The following is a 15,950-nucleotide window of genomic DNA, read 5'->3' on the forward strand; positions in this document are numbered from 1 at the left end:
ACGCAGTGATGAGCGACCATTCCCACGATCCGCACGACGACTTCCTCGAGGCCGGCATTCCGCACGTCAGCGTGAAGGAGTACGCCACCGGCTTCGGCCTGTCGGTGGTGCTGACCGCGATCCCGTTCTGGCTGGTGATGGCGAAGGTGCTGCCGACGCCGACGATCACGCTGCTGGTGATCCTGGCCTTCGCGATGGTGCAGGTGGTGGTGCACATGGTGTACTTCCTGCACATGAACCCGAAGTCCGAGGGCGGCTGGAACCTGCTGGCCCTGATCTTCACCGCGGTGCTGCTGGTGATCGTGCTGATCGGCACGCTGTGGGTGATGCACCACATGAACGCGAACATGATGCCGTCGATGCACGACATGGAACGCATGCTCTAGCGTCGTCCCTCGCCGTCTCCACGCGCCGGGGCTGCCCGGCACGTGGTCCGGCTGGAGCGCCGCGCCCCGACGCGACCCGCCACCGACACACCGCACCGCCGCCATGACCCCGCATCCCGCCCCTGCGCCACGCCGCGTCCGGAAGTTCGCCTTCCTGGCGCTGCTGGCGGCGCTGTTCGCGATGTTCTGCGTGCTCGGCACCTGGCAGGTGCAGCGGCTGCAGTGGAAGCGCGACCTGATCGCGCGGGTCGATGCACGCGTGAATGCCGAACCAGTGGCCGCGCCGGGTCGCGCGGCCTGGGGCGGGATCGACCGCGCCAGCGCGGAGTATCTGCGCGTGTCGGCGACCGGCCGGTTCCTGCCCGGCCGCGACACCCGCGTCGATGCACTCACCGCAATGGGCCCCGGCGCCTGGATCCTCTCGCCCCTGCGCACCGCGGACGGCGACGTGGTGCTGGTGAACCGCGGCTTCGTGCCGGCGGACGCGCGCGACGCCACGCCGGTGCCCGCGGGCGAGGTGCGGGTGGAAGGCCTGCTGCGGCTCGACGAACCCCGCGGCCGGATCCTGCGCGCGAACGTGCCGGCGCAGGACCGCTGGTTCTCGCGCGACGTGCAGGCGATCGCGGCAGCGCGCGATCTCGGTGCCGTGGCGCCGTATTTCATCGACGCCGCGTTCGACCCCGCCGCCGCGCCCTGGCCGCGCGGCGGCATGACCGTGGTACGGTTCCGCGACCACCACCTGCAGTACGCGCTGACCTGGTTCGCGCTGGCGCTGATGCTGGCCTTCGCCGCGTGGCGCGTGCTGTCCGGGCCGCGACTGCGGCGCCGGGTTCCGCACACCGACCCCCCCGATGCCGCACGCAGCCACGCCGCCCTCGCCGCCCGACCCGATCGCCGCTGATCCGCGCGTCGCCGCGCGCGCGACCGGCGACAGCGCCGGGGTGAACAACATGCGTCAGCTGATCCAGCTGCGCTGGATCGCGGTGGTCGGCCAGCTGCTCACGATCGTCGTGGTGCACGCCGGGCTCGGGATCGCGCTGCCGCTGGGGCCGATGCTGGCGGTGCTCGCGGCGCTGGCCACGTTCAACGCGCTGGCGATGCTGCGCTGGCGCGGGCGCGGCCGGGTCACCAACACCGCGCTGCTGCTGGGCCTGCTCGCCGACGTCGCCGCGCTGACCGCGCAGCTGTACCTGAGCGGCGGCATCGCCAACCCGTTCGCGTTCCTGTACCTGCTGCAGGTGGTGCTGGCGGCGGTGCTGCTCAAGCCCTGGTCGAGCTGGGTGATCGTGGCGCTGACCAGCGCCTGCGTGGTGGGGCTGGCGCTGTTCCCGGGACCGGTGACCCTGCCGGCGAGCCCCACCGGCGGACTGTCGGATCCCTACGTGTTCGGCCTGCTGCTGTGCTTCATGCTGATCGCAACCCTGCTGGTGGTGTTCATCACCCGCATCGGCCGCATCATCCGCGCGCGCGACGCGCGCCTCGCGGCGCTGCGCCAGCGCGCGGCGGAAGAGGAGCACATCGTGCGCATGGGGCTGCTGGCCTCCGGCGCCGCGCATGAACTCGGCACGCCGCTGTCGACCCTGGCGGTGATCCTGGGCGACTGGCAGCACCTGCCGCACTTCACCTCCGACCCGGAACTGCTGCAGGACGTGAGCGAGATGCAGGCGCAGGTGCTGCGCTGCAAGGCGATCGTCTCGGGCATCCTCGCCTCGGCCGGCGAGACCCGCGGCGAGGCGCCGCGCGGCACCACGCTGCGCGCGTTCCTCGACGACCTGGTGGACGAATGGAACCGCAGCCGCAGCGTGCGCGGGTTCCGCTACGACGACCGGATCGACCAGGACGTGCCGATCGTCGCCGACGCCGGCCTGCAGCAGATGCTGTGGAACATCCTCGACAACGCGCTGGAAGCCTCGCGCTCGCGGGTGACGCTGGAGGCGACGCGCAGCGGCGAGGCGGTGGTGCTGCGCGTGCGCGACGACGGCCCGGGCTTCGGCGCCGGCATGCTCGAACGCCTGGGCACGCCCTACCAGTCCAGCAAGGGCGCGCCCGGGCGCGGGCTGGGGCTGTTCCTGTCCGTGAACGTGGCGCGCACGCTCGGCGGTACCATCGAGGCGGGCAACGAGCCCGGCGGCGGCGCGGTGGTCACGATTACGCTGCCGCTGCCGGCGCTGTCGCTGGAACGCGAGGAGGACGATGGACACTGACCCGCGCCGCCTGCTGATCGTCGAGGACGATGCCGCGTTCGCGCGCACGCTGTCGCGCTCGTTCGAGCGCCGCGGCTACGAGGTGCGCACCGCATCCGGCCTGGACACGCTCGAGGCCCTGCTGGAGGAATTCGCCCCCAGCCACGCCGTGGTCGACCTCAAGCTGGCCGGTGGCGGCTCCGGGCTGGCCTGCGTCAGGGCGCTGCACGCGCGCGATCCGGACATGCTGATCGTCGTGCTCACCGGCTACGCCAGCATCGCCACCGCGGTCGAGGCGATCAAGCTCGGCGCCCGCCACTACCTGGCCAAGCCGTCGAACACCGACGACATCGAGGCCGCGTTCGCGCGCGAAGACGGCGACGAGGACGTGCAGCTCACCCGGCGCCCGACCTCGATCAAGACCCTGGAGTGGGAGCACATCCACGAAGCCCTGGCCGCGGCCGACTTCAACATCTCCGAGGCCGCGCGCCAGCTCGGCATGCACCGCCGCACCCTGGCGCGCAAGCTGGAGAAGCAGCGGGTGAAGTGATGCCGGGACGCGGCGGCGCAGCCACCGGCTATTCCGCGTCCGGTTCCCGGTACACCGTCTCGATGTCGTCGCCGCGTTCGCGACGCACGTTCTCGGCCCAGTGCAGCACCTCGGCCACGGCGTCGAAGAAATCGCTGCCGATGTAGTCGTCCAGTTCGACCTGCTCGTTGAGTCCGCGCGCCAGCGGCACGTTCTGCAGGATCGGGATGCCTTCCTCCTGCGCGGTCTTCCTGATCAGTTCGGCGAACGCGCCCTCGCCCTTGGCCACGACCACGGGCAGGTCGGTCTCGCCCGGTTCGTACTGCAGCGCGACGGCGATGTGGGTGGGATTGGTCACGACGACGTTCGACTTGCGCACGGAGGAGAGCATGTTCTGCTGCGCCCACTCCTGGTGCAACTGGCGGCGGCGCTGCTTCACGTAGGGATCGCCCTCGTTCTCGCGGACCTCCTGGCGGATGTCGCGCCGGCTCATGCGCAGCTTCTTGGTGTACGAGAACTTCTGGTACCACACGTCCAGCGCCGAAACGAAGAAGAACACCGCGATGGTCCACACCGCGATCCACTTCACCCCGTGCCAGAACGCCGCCGCCATCGCCTGCGGCGGGGCGTAGGGCAGCTTCAGCAGCCATTCCATCATCCCGCGCAGCACGATGTAGCCGATGCCGATCATCGCGGCGCACTTGAGCACCGACTTCACCAGCTCGACCAGGTTGTCCATCGAGAACATGCGCTTGATGCCCTCGACCGGGTTCATCTTGTCCATGTTCGGCGTGACCTTCTTGATCGACGCGACCGGCCCGACCTGCAGGAACTCGATCAGCACGCCGAGCGCGAGCGTCATCGCCATCAGCGGCAGGCACACCCACAGCAGGGTTTCGAACGCCAGCTGGCCCAGCCGCGGCAGCACGATGTGGAATGGCTGCCCGATCGCCTCCAGGCTCTGGTCGAACAGCGCCTGCAGCCGCCCGTAGATGAACGCGGCCAGCATGCCCCCGAGCGCGATCCAGCCGAGCAGCAGCACCGTCGCGGTGAGCTCCTTGCTCTTGGCGACGTTGCCTTCCTTGCGCGCGTCGCGGATCTTTTTCGGAGTGGGCTTTTCGGTCTTGTCGGCGCCCTGGTCCTTGTCGGCCATTGCCGTATCCCGTGCTGGGGGAGGTCGCGCCGGCCGAGGCTAGCATGGCGGTCCGGCGGCGCCCGTCGACGCCGACCGGCAGCGCGCGCATGAACGCATGCCCGGTGCGCCTGCCGTCCTAGGGACGACCCGAGGTGACAGTCGGATGACACGCTCGCTAGAGTGTGTCCACCGCCGCGAACGGCTCCACCACGACACCCGAGTCCCGCACCCGCAATGAGCAGCATCGGTTCCACGCCCCCGGGCCTGAACACCGCCGGATTCGATCCGGCCGGGCAGGTTTCGCTCGACCAGGCCCGCCAGCAGGACCTGCTGCGCGCGGATGGCGGGCTTGCGGAGGTCGACGCCGCCCCGCCGGCGCTGGTCGATCCGGGCGAATCGCTGCTCAATCGCGCCGTCTGGGACGACACCGGGCTGCGTGCGCTGCCGCGCCAGGAGGCGTTCGGCGCCCGGCTGGCCGGGCTGGACCATGCCGAGGCCGCGAACGCGGCGGTCGACGGCATCCTCGCTGCACTCTGATTCCGGTCGCGCCGTTTCGGGTCGGACGCCGATCCAGGTGACCCACCCACCGTCGCAGCGCCGCCATCGCGGCAGGCCGATAATGGGTGGATCTTCCCGCCCGGCCCCGATGTCCACCACCCCGCCCACCGCCGAACAGTTGCGTGACGCCGCCGGGCGGCTGGTCGCGGCCCTCGGCGCGCACGACGACCCCGAATACCGCCTGGCCGTGCTCAAGCGCCTGTCCCGGCGCCTGGGCGAGGACCAGTACCCGATGTTCCTGCGCCTGCTGGGGGTGGTGGCCGAGAGCGACGACCACGACGCCAAGCGCCTGCTGGCCGAGACCGTCGCCACCGCCCTGCGGCGTGCCGACCTGCCCGGGGGCGCCCTGAGTTCCTGGGGTGCGACCCGGCTGCCCGACGATGTGACCGGCCTCACCGCAGGCGCGCTGTCGGGCCACTTCTTCGGCGCTTCGCCGCGCCGGATGCTGGGTCCGGTGGAATACCTGCTGGTCTGGCACCTGCAGCGCACCCAGCGCACCTCGCTGGGCGTGGACACCTTCCGCACCCAGCTGGCCCGGCTGATCGACCTGCTCAACCACAGCCCCGAGGCCCGCCAGCTGTATCCGCAGAAGCTGGCCGCCGACGCCCAGAACGAGCTCGAGGGCGCCTACACCCGCGCCACGCGCACGCGGCTGGCGGCGATCGCAGCCGCCTGGCAGGCGGGCCGCCCACCCGACGAGGTGGCCCAGTCCGCGCTCGACGCCGCCCACGCCGACCTGCCGCCGGGCTGGGTGGTCCGCGACCTGTAGCCGGGCGCCGCGCGACCCCGGGCACGGTTCCCGGCCCGCGCGGTTGCCGGCGGCCGCCACAGTCGCCAAGATGCGGCGGAGCCTTCGGGGAGAGGTCGGGCGATGGGGAGACGGGTGCGGGCCCTGCTGTGCCTGCTGTTGGCGGCCTGCGTCGCGGGCCTGTCCGGCTGTGAACGGCGTCAGGAGGCCGAGGCCGAACGTGCAGCCGAACCGCTCACGCCTGGCGAAACCGTTCGCCGCCTGACCGGGCACCTGGTCGAGAACGACCTGGAGGCCTTCGCCCGCGACGCGGTCACGCCGCAGCTGCACGCGCAACTGGAGCAGGCCTGGCGCGAGGGCCGTACCCGCTGGCCGCTCGACCAGCTGCCGTTCGCCCAGCACCTGCCGCGGGCGATGGCCGCGCTGTCGGCAGCCGACGCGGAAACGACCCTGCAGCAGGGCTTCGACCGCCAGCTCGCCAATGCCAGCCTGGCCTCGGCGGCGGAATTCCTCACCGTGTTCACGGTCCAGTACATCACCCAGCAGGGCGATTTCAGCGTCGGAGAGCGCGAACACTATCCGCAGCTGGTTCAGGCGCTGGGCACCTGGGCCGGACAGGCGCCGATCGGCGACCGGGCGCGGGCGCGCGTCGTGATCGCGCGCATGGCCGCGGCCGCGCGCGAGGCCGCGCTCGACAGCGACGCGGCCTACGCCGAGGCCGGCATGGCCGCGAGCCTGCAGCGCATGTCGCGGGTGCTGGCGGCCGGCAAGCAGTCGCTGGCGGACTACGGCCTCGACCTCGACGCCGACCTGCGCGCGATGGACGTCCAGCTGCTCTCGCAGACCGGGGACCTGGCCCGCGTGCGCATGCAGTACGCCCTGGGAGGCACCCCGATCGACACCATCGTCCAGCTCGAACGGCGCGACGGCACGTGGTACGTGAGCGACTTCCTGCGCCGTGCCGAGGCGGCGGTGACGACGGAGTAGGCGGATCGACCCGCGGACGCCGCGGCGGCAGGCGGGACGACGGCCCGGGCGACGGGCGCGGTGACACGCCACCGTGAAAAGCCGCCCGGATCCTGACGGCTGGCGCCCGCACAACGGAATGAATGGCCCAGGGTGTGCTGCATTCACCCGGGCGACGCAACTGCGCTTGTCCATGCGGAGGGTTGGCGTCCGACGCCTGCGCGACGGATTGCGGGAGGCCCGGGCCCTTGCTTATAGCAGCACGCTGATCCCCACCAGCACCATGAACACGGCGAACACGCGCTTGAGCGCCGCACCGCTGATCGCGTGCGCCAGCCGCGTGCCCAGCGGCGCGGCCAGCACCGACGCCAGCGCGATGCCGATCGCCGCCGGCAGGTAGATGTAGCCGATCGCATGCGCCGGGAGCGCGCCCGCGGGCGCGTGCACGGCGTAGCCCGCCGCACTCGCGAGCCCGATGAAGATGCCGCAGGCCGAGGACGTGCCGACCGCGCGCACCGGCACCACTCCGCGCCAGACCAGCAGCGGCACGGTCATGCTGCCGCCGCCGATGCCGACCACCGCGGACACCGCGCCGATGCCGCCGCCGGCCACCGTCAGCGGCCAGCCGGTGGGCACTCCCGTGCCCGTCGCGGCACCGCCGCGCGGGCCGCCGAAGGCCATCTGCGCCGCCACCACGAAGCAGTACAGCGCCACGCACCAGCGCAACACCTCGCCTGCGAGCGCGACCGCCACCAGGCTGCCGAGCCAGCCCCCGAGCAGCAGCCCCGGCACCATCCAGCCCACCGTCGGCCACAGCACGCCACCGCGGCGATGGTGCGCACGCGCCGACGAGGCGGCGGTCAGCACGATGCTCGCCAGCGAACTGGCCAGCGCCGCATGCATCGCCGCCTCCTGCGGCACGCCGTAGGCCGGCAGCAGCCACACCAGGGCGCCGATCAGCACCAGCCCGCCGCCGATGCCGAGCAGTCCCGCCAACACGCCCGCGGCCACGCCCAGCAGCGGGAATACCCACCAGCCTTCGATCACGCGTGGGCCCCGCACGCGCGTGGCCTGCGATCGGGATGTCGATGGTCCGGGGCTGAATTCATGGGCCGTTCGCTATAGTCGGGACATGTCGAGTCAACGCCTGTCCATCGTCTCCATCGTACTCGCCGCGGTGCTGCTGTCCGCCGCTCCCGCGCGCGCGCAACACACCGACGCCGCGCTGCGTGCGGCGCTCGAGGCCGCCGAACGCGGCCTGCCTACCGCTTCCCTGGCCGCCGGCCACCCCGCTGCGCGCTGGGTCGAGATGGCGGCGCTGCGCCGCAACCTCGACACCCTGCCCGCCGCGCAGGCGCAGGCCTTCCTGGCGCGCTACCGCGGCGAACCCGTGGCCGGCGTGTTCCGCGAGGCCTGGCTGCGCGCGCTGCTCAAGCGCCAGGACTGGGCCGGCTACCGCGCGGCATGGTCCGACGACGTGCGCACCCCGGCACTGCGCTGCGCCGAACTCGACGCGCGCCAGCGCACCGGCGCCGCCGACGCGCAGTGGACGCGCGACGCGCAGGCGATATGGCGCAACGGTGCCTCGCTGCCGGACGAATGCGATCCGGTATTCGCCGCACTCGCGGCGCGCGGCGGCCTCGACGATGCGCTGCGCTGGGAGCGTCTCGAACTGGCCGCGGCCGGGTGGAACCCCGGCGTGATGCGCGCCGCCGCACGTGGCCTGCCGGCCGACCAGCTGGCGCTGGCCAACGATTACGCCGCGTACGTACAGGCGCCGCATCCGCGCGCCGCGCAGTGGCCGAAGACCGCGCGCAGCCGGCTGGTCGCCTCGCACGGGCTGGCGAAGTTCGCCAAGGACGACCCGCTCGCCGCCGAGGCGCAGCTGCCGGCGATCGCCCGCTCGCTCGATTTCGGCGAGACCGAACGCGGCCGCGTGCTGTACCAGGCCGCGCTGTGGACGGTGGCCTCCTACCTGCCCGATTCGGCGCGGCTGCTCGGGCTGGTGCCCGCCAGTGCCTACGACGAACGCCTGCACGAATGGCGCGTGCGCGACGCGTTGGCGCGCTCCGACTGGCCGGCGGCGCTGACGGCGCTGCGCGCGATGCCGGCAACGCAGCGCGCCGATTCGCGCTGGCAGTGGTTCGAGGCGCGGATGCTGGAACTCACCGGCGATCGCGACGCCGCCCGCACCGTGTTCGCGAGCGCGGCGCGCAGTCCCGATTTCCACGGCTTCCTCGCCGCCGACCGGCTGGACCAGCCCTATGCGCTGTGCCCGTGGATGCCCGACTGGAGCCCGGCCCAGAAGGCCGCGGTCGCGGCCGATCCGGCACTGGTGCGCGCACTCGCGCTGTACCGCGCGGAGCGCGCGGTGTGGGCGGTGCGGGAATGGAACGATGCGCTCTCGCGCTTCGACGACCACCAGCGCCGGATCGCGGTGGAAGTGGCGCAGGAGCACGGCTGGTTCGACCGCGGCGTGTTCGGCCTGGGCAAGGCGCCGGACGAGAGCCGCCTGTACACGCTGCGTTTTCCGATCCACCACGCCGACGTGATCCAGCGCGAGGCGCGTCGCAACGGCCTGGATCCGGCCTGGGTGGCGGCCGAGATCCGCGCCGAAAGCGTGTTCAACCCGCGCGCGCGTTCGCCGGCCGATGCGCGCGGACTGATGCAGGTGCTGCCCACCACCGCCGCGGCGGTCGCGCGGCGCCTGGGCATGGCGTGGAGCGGCAATGAACGCCTGTACGACCCCGAGACCAACATCACCCTCGGTACCGCCTACCTGCGCGAGAAGGAACAGATGTACGGCAAGCCGTACGTCGCGATCGCCGCCTACAACGCCGGGCCCACGCCCACCTCGCGCTGGCTCGCGCAGCGCCCCGCGCACGAACCGGACCTGTGGATCGAGACCATCAGCTACAAGGAGACGCGCGAGTACGTCGCGCGCATCCTCGCCTTCAGCGTGATCTACGACTGGCGCATGTTCGGCAAGGCGACGAAGGTCAGCGACCGCATGCACGGCATCACGGGCACACCGCGCAAGGCCTTCGCCTGCCCCGCGCCGGCCTAGCCGCGCGGCCCGTGGTCCGCGTCGGGCACCTGCCCGTCGGGCGTGCGCCCGTCCGCCGGTGACGGGCCGTCTTCCCGCCAGACCACGCCGTGCCGCGCGGCACGCCGCTGCCAGCGTTCGCGCGCCAGCCGCTGCATGTCGGTGACGCGGTCGCGCTCGTCCACGATCTCGTCGCCGAGCAGCGTTTCGACCACGTCCTCCATCGACACCAGGCCGACCGTGTCGCCGTACTCGCCCACCACCAGTGCGATCTGCTGGCGACGCTCGAGCAGGAACTCCAGCAGCGCACCCAGCGGCATGCTGTCGGCCACGGTCGGCAACGGCCGCGCCAGTCCGGCGATCGTCTCGCCCCCGCGTCCCGTCGATTCGGCCTGGCGCAACTCGTCGCGCAGCACGAAGCCGGACACGTCGTCGATGTCGCGCGCGTATACGGGAATCCGCGAGAACGGCAGGGCCTTCGCATCGGCCAGCGCCGCCTCGATGGGCGTGTCGCCCGCGAGGGCGGCCACCACCGTGCGCGGGGTCATCACGTCACGGGTGCGCAGCGTGCTCATGGAAAACAGGTTGTGCAGGATGCGCGATTCGCGCGGATCCAGGTCGCCGCTGGCTTCCCCCATGCCGGCCATCGCCAGGAACTCCTGGCGGTTGAAGCCTTCGGCCTGGTGGCCGCGCGACAGCAGGCGGGTCAGCAGTTCCGAGACCACGATCAGCGGATAGAGCAGCACGATCATCGCGCGGATGAACCAGGCCACCGGCAGCGCGAGCCGGCGCCAGTACAGGGCGCCAAGGGTCTTGGGCACGATTTCGGACAGGAACAGGATCAGCAGCGTCGCCACCGCCGAGAACACCCCCACCCACGCGCTGCCGAACACCACGGTGGCCTTGGCGCCCGACCCGACGGCGCCCACCGTGTGGGCGATCGTATTGAGCGTGAGGATCGCCGCCAGCGAGCGGTCGATCCGGTCCACCCGCAGCGTCTGCAGCCGATCGGCTAGCGCCGGCCGGCTCGCGCGCAGCCCCGCGACGTAGGACGGGGTCATGCTCAGCAGCGCCGATTCGGCGATCGAACACAGGAACGACACTACGATCGCGCCGAACAGGTAGGCGAGCATCAGCGCCACGTCGGCGGGCGTACCCGACGCCGCCACGTCCACGGTATCCACCGGTCCGGCGGCAAGCGCGGCCACCGGCATGCACAGCGTCGCCGGCACGGCGAGGCAGCGTGCGACGCGCCCGGTTGCGATGCAGCTCATGCGCCAAGTATCACAAGATCGTGTGCGACCGGCGTGACGCCCTCGTGCGATGACCGCGCTGCGTGGCGCCCTGGGGCATCATGTGCACATGGAAACCTACCTGGTCGGTGGCGCGGTGCGCGACCGGTTGCTCGGGCTGCCGCCGGGCGACCGCGACTTCGTGGTCGTGGGCCAGACCCCGGAGTCGATGCTGGCCGCGGGCTACCGTGCGGTGGGACGCGATTTCCCGGTCTTCCTGCATCCCGGCAGCGGCGAGGAGTACGCGCTCGCGCGCACGGAACGCAAGTCCGGGCGCGGCCACCGTGGCTTCGTCGTGCACGCCGACCCCTCGGTGACGCTGGAGCAGGACCTGCAGCGCCGCGACTTCACGATCAATGCGATCGCGCAGCGGGACGACGGCAGCCTGGTCGATCCCTTCCACGGCGCGCGCGACATCGAAGCGCGCGTGCTGCGCCACGTCGGCCCGGCCTTCGCCGAGGATCCGCTGCGCGTGCTGCGCGCGGCGCGCTTCATGGCGCGGCTCGCGCCACTGGGCTTCAGCGTCGCGCCGGACACGCTGGCGCTGATGCGGCGCATGGCCGACAGCGGCGAACTCGACACCCTGGTGCCCGAGCGCGTGTGGCAGGAACTGTCCAAGGCGCTGGCCGCGCCGCGCCCGTCGGCCTTCCTGCGAACGCTGCGCGAGGCCGGTGCGCTCGCTGCGGTGCTGCCCGAGGTGGACGCCCTCTACGGAGTCCCGCAGCGCGCGGAATTCCATCCGGAAGTCGACACCGGCGTGCACCAGGAACTGGTGAGCGACATGGCCGCGCGTCTGGCGCCGGGCGACACCGTGGTCGGCTTCGCTGCGCTCGCCCACGATCTCGGCAAGGCGCGCACGCCGCCCGCACAGTGGCCGCGCCACATCGGTCACGAGCAGGCCGGCCTGGCACCGCTGAACGCGCTGTGCGTGCGGTTGAAGGTGCCGCAGGAGCACCGCGACCTCGCGATCGCCGCCTGCCGCGAACACCTCAACGTGCATCGGCTGGCGGAACTGCGCGACAGCACCGTTCACGAACTGCTGCTGCGCTGCGACGCGTTCCGCAAGCCCGGGCGCATCGACCGGCTCGCCACCGTGTGCGAAGCCGACAAGCGCGGGCGCCTCGGGCACGAGGATGCGTCGTATCCGCAGGCCGACGCACTGCGCCGGATGCACGCCGCCGCACTCGCGGTGAACGCGCGCGACCTTGCGCTCGAAGGTCTCGACGGTCCTGCGGTGGGCGAGGCCCTGCGCAAGGCCCGGATCGCGGCGATCCATGCCGCGCGCCACGCGCCGGCGGGCGAGCGCTAGCCCACCGGCACGTCCCCGGCACCACGCCCCGTAGCCCGGGTAAGCGAAGCGCACCCGGGAACCGCGCCGTACCAGAGCCCGGCCCCGCCACCATGACGACGATCCACGCTTGCGCGATGCCACCGCGATCCTGATCACGCGGCCACCCGGGCAGGCGGATGTGCTTGCCGTTCTCGTCAGGATCGACATGGCCACCCCGATGGCCGTCCGCCCCGGATGCGGCCGTCGGCCTTATCCGGGCTACGCCATCGGTGCGCCGCCAACCCCGTAGCCCGGGCAAGCGAAGCGCACCCGGGATCGCTACGCATGGCGAGCCGGACGTTGTGGCTGAGATCGCCTCCACCAGGTACGCAATGCCCATGCGGCGCTCGCACCAGGCGAGTCGTCACACCGCACCGCAGCCGCGCCTCAGGCCGCCGCGCCCTTCCGCCCTCCCGACGCACGCGCCAGGAACCGCAGCAGCGCGCCTTCCCACTGCCGTGGGCCGCGCACGTTCTTCGCCGCCCGCTGCAGCCGGCCGTCCTCCCAGCCGTCGAACACGCGCGGATCCACGTACGACTTGCGGCAGACCGTCGGCGTGTTGCCGAGCATCGCCGCCACCGCTTCCACCACCTGCTTGCGCACGCCGACCACGGTGATGCGCTCGCCTTCCCCGACCACGGTCGCGGCCAGCTGCCGGAAGGCCGCCTCGGTCGCGCCCCAGGTGCGGAAGTCCTTGGCGGTGAACGACGCGCCCATGGCCTCGCGCAGGTAGTCGTTGACGTCGGACGAATCCACCGGCACCAGCGTGCCGTCGTCGTCGCGATACTGGAACAGGCGCTGGCCGGGCAGCTCGTGCATCTGCCGCACCAGCCGCAGCAGGCGCCGGTCCTGGATGCCGGCCTCGTGCGCGCGTCCGCCCTTGCCGACGAACTGCAGCCGCAGCGCGCCCTTGAGGAACTTCGCGTGGCGGTTGCGCAGCGTGGTCAGTCCGAACGACCCGTTGTCACGGGCATAGCCCTCGTTGCCCACGCGCACCAGGGTCGTGGCCATGATCGCCACCACGCCGGCCAGCACCTTCTCGCGCGGCAGCCCGGGCCGTGCGAGATCGCTGCGCACCCGTCGCCGCAGCTTCGGCAGCGCGCGCCCGAACTCGACGATACGATCGAACTTGTTGGCATCCCGCAGCGGACGCCAGTCGGGGTGGTAGCGGTACTGCTTGCGGCCTCGCGCATCGCGACCGGTCGCCTGCAGGTGTCCGATCGGCGAGCTGCAGATCCAGACCTGGCGATAGGCCGGCGGAATCGCGAGCATGCGGATGCGCTCCAGGGTAGCTGCATCGCGCACCGCCTGGCCCTGCGGGTCGCGGTAGCAGAAGCCGCGGCCGCGACGCTCGCGCGAGATGCCCGGCGATCCATCGCTCACGTAGCGCAGGCCGGCCTCGATGGCGTCGCGTTCGGCTGGAGTCAATGCCTGTCGACGTGGGACACGGCGGGAAGAACGCGATCGGGAGGCGGGCATGCGCGGAGTGTCGCCAGCGGCCGTGATCGGCCGGTGAATCGACGCGGCGTCGACGCGCGAGCTGCGCCCTGCCTCAGATCTTCAGGTGCCAGCCCCGACGATCCATCGCGCGCACGATGCCCCACCACAGCGCCACGAACGCCAGCGCGAACAGCAGCGACGGAAGTTCGGGACCGACGTGCGGCGCCAGCCACGCGAAGCCGAACCGGTACAGCGCGCCCCACACGCCGACCGCCACCAGCACGTACACCATCAGCGCCGAGCCGGCGTAGGCGGCGATCGCGTTGACGCCGAACGCACGCCCGACGGCCGGCCAGCCGCGCCGGTCGACCAGGACGTGGATCGCCGCAAGGGCCAGCGCCGCCCAGCCGCCGGTCCACAGCACGTACGAGGACGTCCACAGCGCCTTGTTCACCGGCAACGCCAGCGACCACAGCGCACCGAGCGCCAGCATCGCCACGCCCGCAGCGAACAGGCGCTGCAGCCGGCCGCGCCGCAGCCAGTCTCCAGCGCGCACGCCGAGCAGCACGGTCGCGATCGCGGGCAGGGTGGACAGCAGCCCTTCGGGATCGTGTCCCCGGCCGGTCGCGGGCTCGTACACGTACAGCAGCGGCGCGAACAATGCGGTATCGACGCGATCGGAGAGGTTGTCGAAGCGCGCGTAGCCCCACGACGCCAGCAGCCCCCAGTAGCCGAGCAGGATCGCCAGCACGACCGCCCACTGCACCCGCGGCGAGGTGCGCATCGCCAGCGGCGCGGCGACCAGGACGCACAGTCCGATCCGCTGCAGGACGCCCCATGGACGGTAGTGCGCGGCGTCCAGCGCCCACCACGCCACCAGGTGCAGCAGCAGGCCCAGCGCGACGATGCGCAGGCCGCGCAGGATCACGCCGCGCTGCAGCGCGTGCAGGTCGCCACTCCGCTCCATCAACGCCACGGGCCCGAGCGCGATCGACACCCCGACCACGAACAGGAAGAACGGAAACACCAGGTCGGTCGGCGTGCAGCCGTGCCAGTCCGCGTGCAGCAGCGGCGCGTAGACGTGGCCCCAGTCGCCCGGCGTGTTGACCAGCAGCATCGCCGCCACGGTGAGCCCGCGCAGGGCATCGACCGAGGCGAAGCGGCGTACCGGCGCGCTCAAGCCGCGTGCCGCTCGTGTTCGCCGCCGATCCAGGTCGCGCGCACGCCCAGGGTGTCGTCGAGCAACACCAGGTCCGCCGCGTAGCCCGGGGCGATGCGGCCGACCCGGTCGCCGATGCCGAGGAACTCGGCCGGATAGCGCGACGCCATGCGCACCGCCTCTTCGACCGGCACCCCGAGCAGGCGCACCGCGTTGCGCACCGCCGAGGCCATGTCCAGCGCCGAACCGGCCAGGGCGCCGCTCGCGTTGCGCACCACGCCATCGACCGCGGTGATGGTCTCGCCGTAGAGCTCGAACGAGGGCGAGTCCGCGCCGACCATCGGCATCGCGTCGGTGACCAGCAGCAGCTTGCCGCGCGGCTTGGCCGCCAGCGCCACGCGCAGGCTGGCCGGATGCGCGTGCACGCCGTCGACGATGATCCCGCACCAGCTGCCGGGATCCTCGAGCGCGGCGCCGACCACGCCCGGCTCGCGGCCCTGCAGCGGCGACATCGCGTTGTACAGGTGGGTGAAGCCGCGGATCCCGGCCTCCAGCCCGGCGCGTGCTTCGCGCCAGCTGGCGGCCGTATGTCCAGCGGCCACGATCGCGCCGCGGGCCACCAGCGTGCGGATCGTCGCGGCCGGTACCTGTTCTGGCGCCAGGGTGATCAGGGTGACGCCGTTGCCCAGCGAGGTGGCGAGCGCGACCTCGTCGGCATCGGGGACGCGGAACACGCGCGCATCGTGGGTGCCGCGCCGCGACGGCGCCAGGTAGGGGCCTTCGAGGTGGATGCCGAGCACGCCAGGCACGCCCGCGTCGATCGCCTCGCGCACCGCGTCGATCGCCTCGCGCATCGTCCCGATCCGGTCGCTGATCAGCGTCGGCAGCATCCCGGTGGTGCCGAAGCGGCGGTGCGCGCGCGCGATCGCACGCACGCCCTCGACGGTCGGGGTGTTGTTGAGCAGCACGCCGCCGCCGCCGTTGACCTGCACGTCGATGAAACCCGGTGCCAGCAGGCCGCCTTCGAGGTCGACCGGAGTGGCCGCGGCCACCCGCGGATCGTGGGCCGGCAGGATCGCCGCGATCCGGGTGTCGGCCAGCAGCACGGCGGCGCCACCGCGGATGCCGTCGTCGCCGACGATGCGGCCGTTGATCAGGGCGGTTTCGTTCGCAGGCAT

The 15,950-nt window shown here is 72.3% G+C and carries 15 protein-coding genes; 9 read left to right on the forward strand and 6 right to left on the reverse strand.

Annotated features, from left to right (window positions below; translation table 11 throughout):
* The first annotated feature begins 8 nt into the window (after positions 1–8).
* From cyoD to QFW81_RS01790, 4 genes are all read left to right on the forward strand, one after another.
* Entirely contained in the window at positions 9–386 is a 378-nt protein-coding gene (gene cyoD / locus QFW81_RS01775) for a cytochrome o ubiquinol oxidase subunit IV (RefSeq protein WP_280576848.1), read from the forward strand.
* Between the two features lie 103 nt (positions 387–489).
* A complete protein-coding gene (locus tag QFW81_RS01780) occupies positions 490–1,287 on the forward strand; it encodes an SURF1 family protein (protein WP_280576849.1) in 798 nt (265 codons plus the stop codon).
* Positions 1,238–2,590 carry an ATP-binding protein gene (locus QFW81_RS01785; protein WP_280576850.1) on the forward strand — a complete coding sequence of 451 codons (1,353 nt, stop codon included), beginning with the start codon at positions 1,238–1,240 and terminating at the stop codon, positions 2,588–2,590. Before QFW81_RS01780 ends, QFW81_RS01785 begins: the two co-directional genes overlap by 50 nt.
* Positions 2,580–3,119: a response regulator transcription factor gene (locus QFW81_RS01790; protein WP_280576851.1), complete on the forward strand. Its 540-nt coding sequence runs from the start codon at positions 2,580–2,582 to the stop codon at positions 3,117–3,119. The genes QFW81_RS01785 and QFW81_RS01790 overlap by 11 nt, the downstream gene beginning before the upstream one ends.
* Before the next feature lie 28 nt (positions 3,120–3,147).
* Here QFW81_RS01790 and sctU read toward each other — a convergent pair whose 3' ends face one another.
* Positions 3,148–4,251, reverse strand: a complete 1,104-nt coding sequence (gene sctU, locus QFW81_RS01795) for a type III secretion system export apparatus subunit SctU (RefSeq protein WP_280576852.1) — start codon at positions 4,249–4,251, stop codon at positions 3,148–3,150.
* Positions 4,252–4,467: 216 nt separating this feature from the next.
* Here sctU and QFW81_RS01800 point away from each other — a divergent pair, with 216 nt between their 5' ends.
* The 3 genes from QFW81_RS01800 to QFW81_RS01810 all read left to right on the forward strand — a co-directional run bounded on the left by QFW81_RS01800 (position 4,468) and on the right by QFW81_RS01810 (position 6,526).
* On the forward strand, positions 4,468–4,770 hold the full coding sequence (locus QFW81_RS01800; RefSeq protein ID WP_280576853.1) for a hypothetical protein: 303 nt from the start codon (positions 4,468–4,470) through the stop codon (positions 4,768–4,770).
* Positions 4,771–4,879: 109 nt separating this feature from the next.
* A complete protein-coding gene (locus QFW81_RS01805) occupies positions 4,880–5,560 on the forward strand; it encodes a hypothetical protein (protein WP_280576854.1) in 681 nt (226 codons plus the stop codon).
* Positions 5,561–5,674: 114 nt separating this feature from the next.
* Entirely contained in the window at positions 5,675–6,526 is an 852-nt protein-coding gene (locus QFW81_RS01810) for a hypothetical protein (RefSeq protein WP_280576855.1), read from the forward strand.
* A gap of 231 nt (positions 6,527–6,757) precedes the next feature.
* Here the strand turns inward: QFW81_RS01810 and QFW81_RS01815 are convergent, their stop codons facing one another.
* Positions 6,758–7,567: a sulfite exporter TauE/SafE family protein gene (locus QFW81_RS01815; RefSeq protein WP_280576856.1), complete on the reverse strand. Its 810-nt coding sequence runs from the start codon at positions 7,565–7,567 to the stop codon at positions 6,758–6,760.
* Between the two features lie 70 nt (positions 7,568–7,637).
* Between QFW81_RS01815 and QFW81_RS01820 the strand changes: the two genes are divergently transcribed.
* Positions 7,638–9,572, forward strand: coding sequence for a lytic transglycosylase domain-containing protein (locus QFW81_RS01820; RefSeq protein ID WP_280576857.1), 1,935 nt, complete (start codon positions 7,638–7,640; stop codon positions 9,570–9,572).
* Here QFW81_RS01820 and QFW81_RS01825 read toward each other — a convergent pair.
* Positions 9,569–10,825: a hemolysin family protein gene (locus tag QFW81_RS01825; protein ID WP_280576858.1), complete on the reverse strand. Its 1,257-nt coding sequence runs from the start codon at positions 10,823–10,825 to the stop codon at positions 9,569–9,571. The genes QFW81_RS01820 and QFW81_RS01825 overlap by 4 nt on opposite strands.
* Positions 10,826–10,913: 88 nt before the next feature.
* Between QFW81_RS01825 and QFW81_RS01830 the strand changes: the two genes are divergently transcribed.
* Complete coding sequence (locus QFW81_RS01830) at positions 10,914–12,152, forward strand: multifunctional CCA addition/repair protein (RefSeq protein ID WP_280577041.1); 1,239 nt, start codon at positions 10,914–10,916, stop codon at positions 12,150–12,152.
* A gap of 408 nt (positions 12,153–12,560) precedes the next feature.
* Here the strand turns inward: QFW81_RS01830 and QFW81_RS01835 are convergent, their stop codons facing one another.
* The 3 genes from QFW81_RS01835 to nagA form a co-directional block, all read right to left on the reverse strand.
* Positions 12,561–13,652 carry a DNA topoisomerase IB gene (locus QFW81_RS01835; RefSeq protein WP_331488019.1) on the reverse strand — a complete coding sequence of 364 codons (1,092 nt, stop codon included), beginning with the start codon at positions 13,650–13,652 and terminating at the stop codon, positions 12,561–12,563.
* A 73-nt stretch (positions 13,653–13,725) separates the two neighbouring features.
* Positions 13,726–14,793: an acyltransferase family protein gene (locus QFW81_RS01840; protein WP_280576860.1), complete on the reverse strand. Its 1,068-nt coding sequence runs from the start codon at positions 14,791–14,793 to the stop codon at positions 13,726–13,728.
* Complete coding sequence (gene nagA / locus QFW81_RS01845) at positions 14,790–15,950, reverse strand: N-acetylglucosamine-6-phosphate deacetylase (protein WP_280576861.1); 1,161 nt, start codon at positions 15,948–15,950, stop codon at positions 14,790–14,792. The genes QFW81_RS01840 and nagA overlap by 4 nt, the downstream gene beginning before the upstream one ends.

The organism is Luteimonas kalidii (genome assembly GCF_029887935.1).
GTDB classification, from domain to species: domain Bacteria; phylum Pseudomonadota; class Gammaproteobacteria; order Xanthomonadales; family Xanthomonadaceae; genus Luteimonas; species Luteimonas kalidii.

Coding starts and splice junctions, on each gene's coding strand:
- QFW81_RS01785 (WP_280576850.1), top strand. CDS start 1,238: ATGCCGCACGCAGCCACGCCGCCCTCGCCGCCCGACCCGATCGCCGCT.
- nagA (WP_280576861.1), bottom strand. CDS start 15,950: ATGCCTGCGAACGAAACCGCCCTGATCAACGGCCGCATCGTCGGCGAC.
- QFW81_RS01835 (WP_331488019.1), bottom strand. CDS start 13,652: ATGCCCGCCTCCCGATCGCGTTCTTCCCGCCGTGTCCCACGTCGACAG.
- sctU (WP_280576852.1), bottom strand. CDS start 4,251: ATGGCCGACAAGGACCAGGGCGCCGACAAGACCGAAAAGCCCACTCCG.
- QFW81_RS01825 (WP_280576858.1), bottom strand. CDS start 10,825: ATGAGCTGCATCGCAACCGGGCGCGTCGCACGCTGCCTCGCCGTGCCG.
- QFW81_RS01805 (WP_280576854.1), top strand. CDS start 4,880: ATGTCCACCACCCCGCCCACCGCCGAACAGTTGCGTGACGCCGCCGGG.
- QFW81_RS01830 (WP_280577041.1), top strand. CDS start 10,914: ATGGAAACCTACCTGGTCGGTGGCGCGGTGCGCGACCGGTTGCTCGGG.
- QFW81_RS01820 (WP_280576857.1), top strand. CDS start 7,638: ATGTCGAGTCAACGCCTGTCCATCGTCTCCATCGTACTCGCCGCGGTG.
- cyoD (WP_280576848.1), top strand. CDS start 9: ATGAGCGACCATTCCCACGATCCGCACGACGACTTCCTCGAGGCCGGC.
- QFW81_RS01790 (WP_280576851.1), top strand. CDS start 2,580: ATGGACACTGACCCGCGCCGCCTGCTGATCGTCGAGGACGATGCCGCG.
- QFW81_RS01800 (WP_280576853.1), top strand. CDS start 4,468: ATGAGCAGCATCGGTTCCACGCCCCCGGGCCTGAACACCGCCGGATTC.
- QFW81_RS01780 (WP_280576849.1), top strand. CDS start 490: ATGACCCCGCATCCCGCCCCTGCGCCACGCCGCGTCCGGAAGTTCGCC.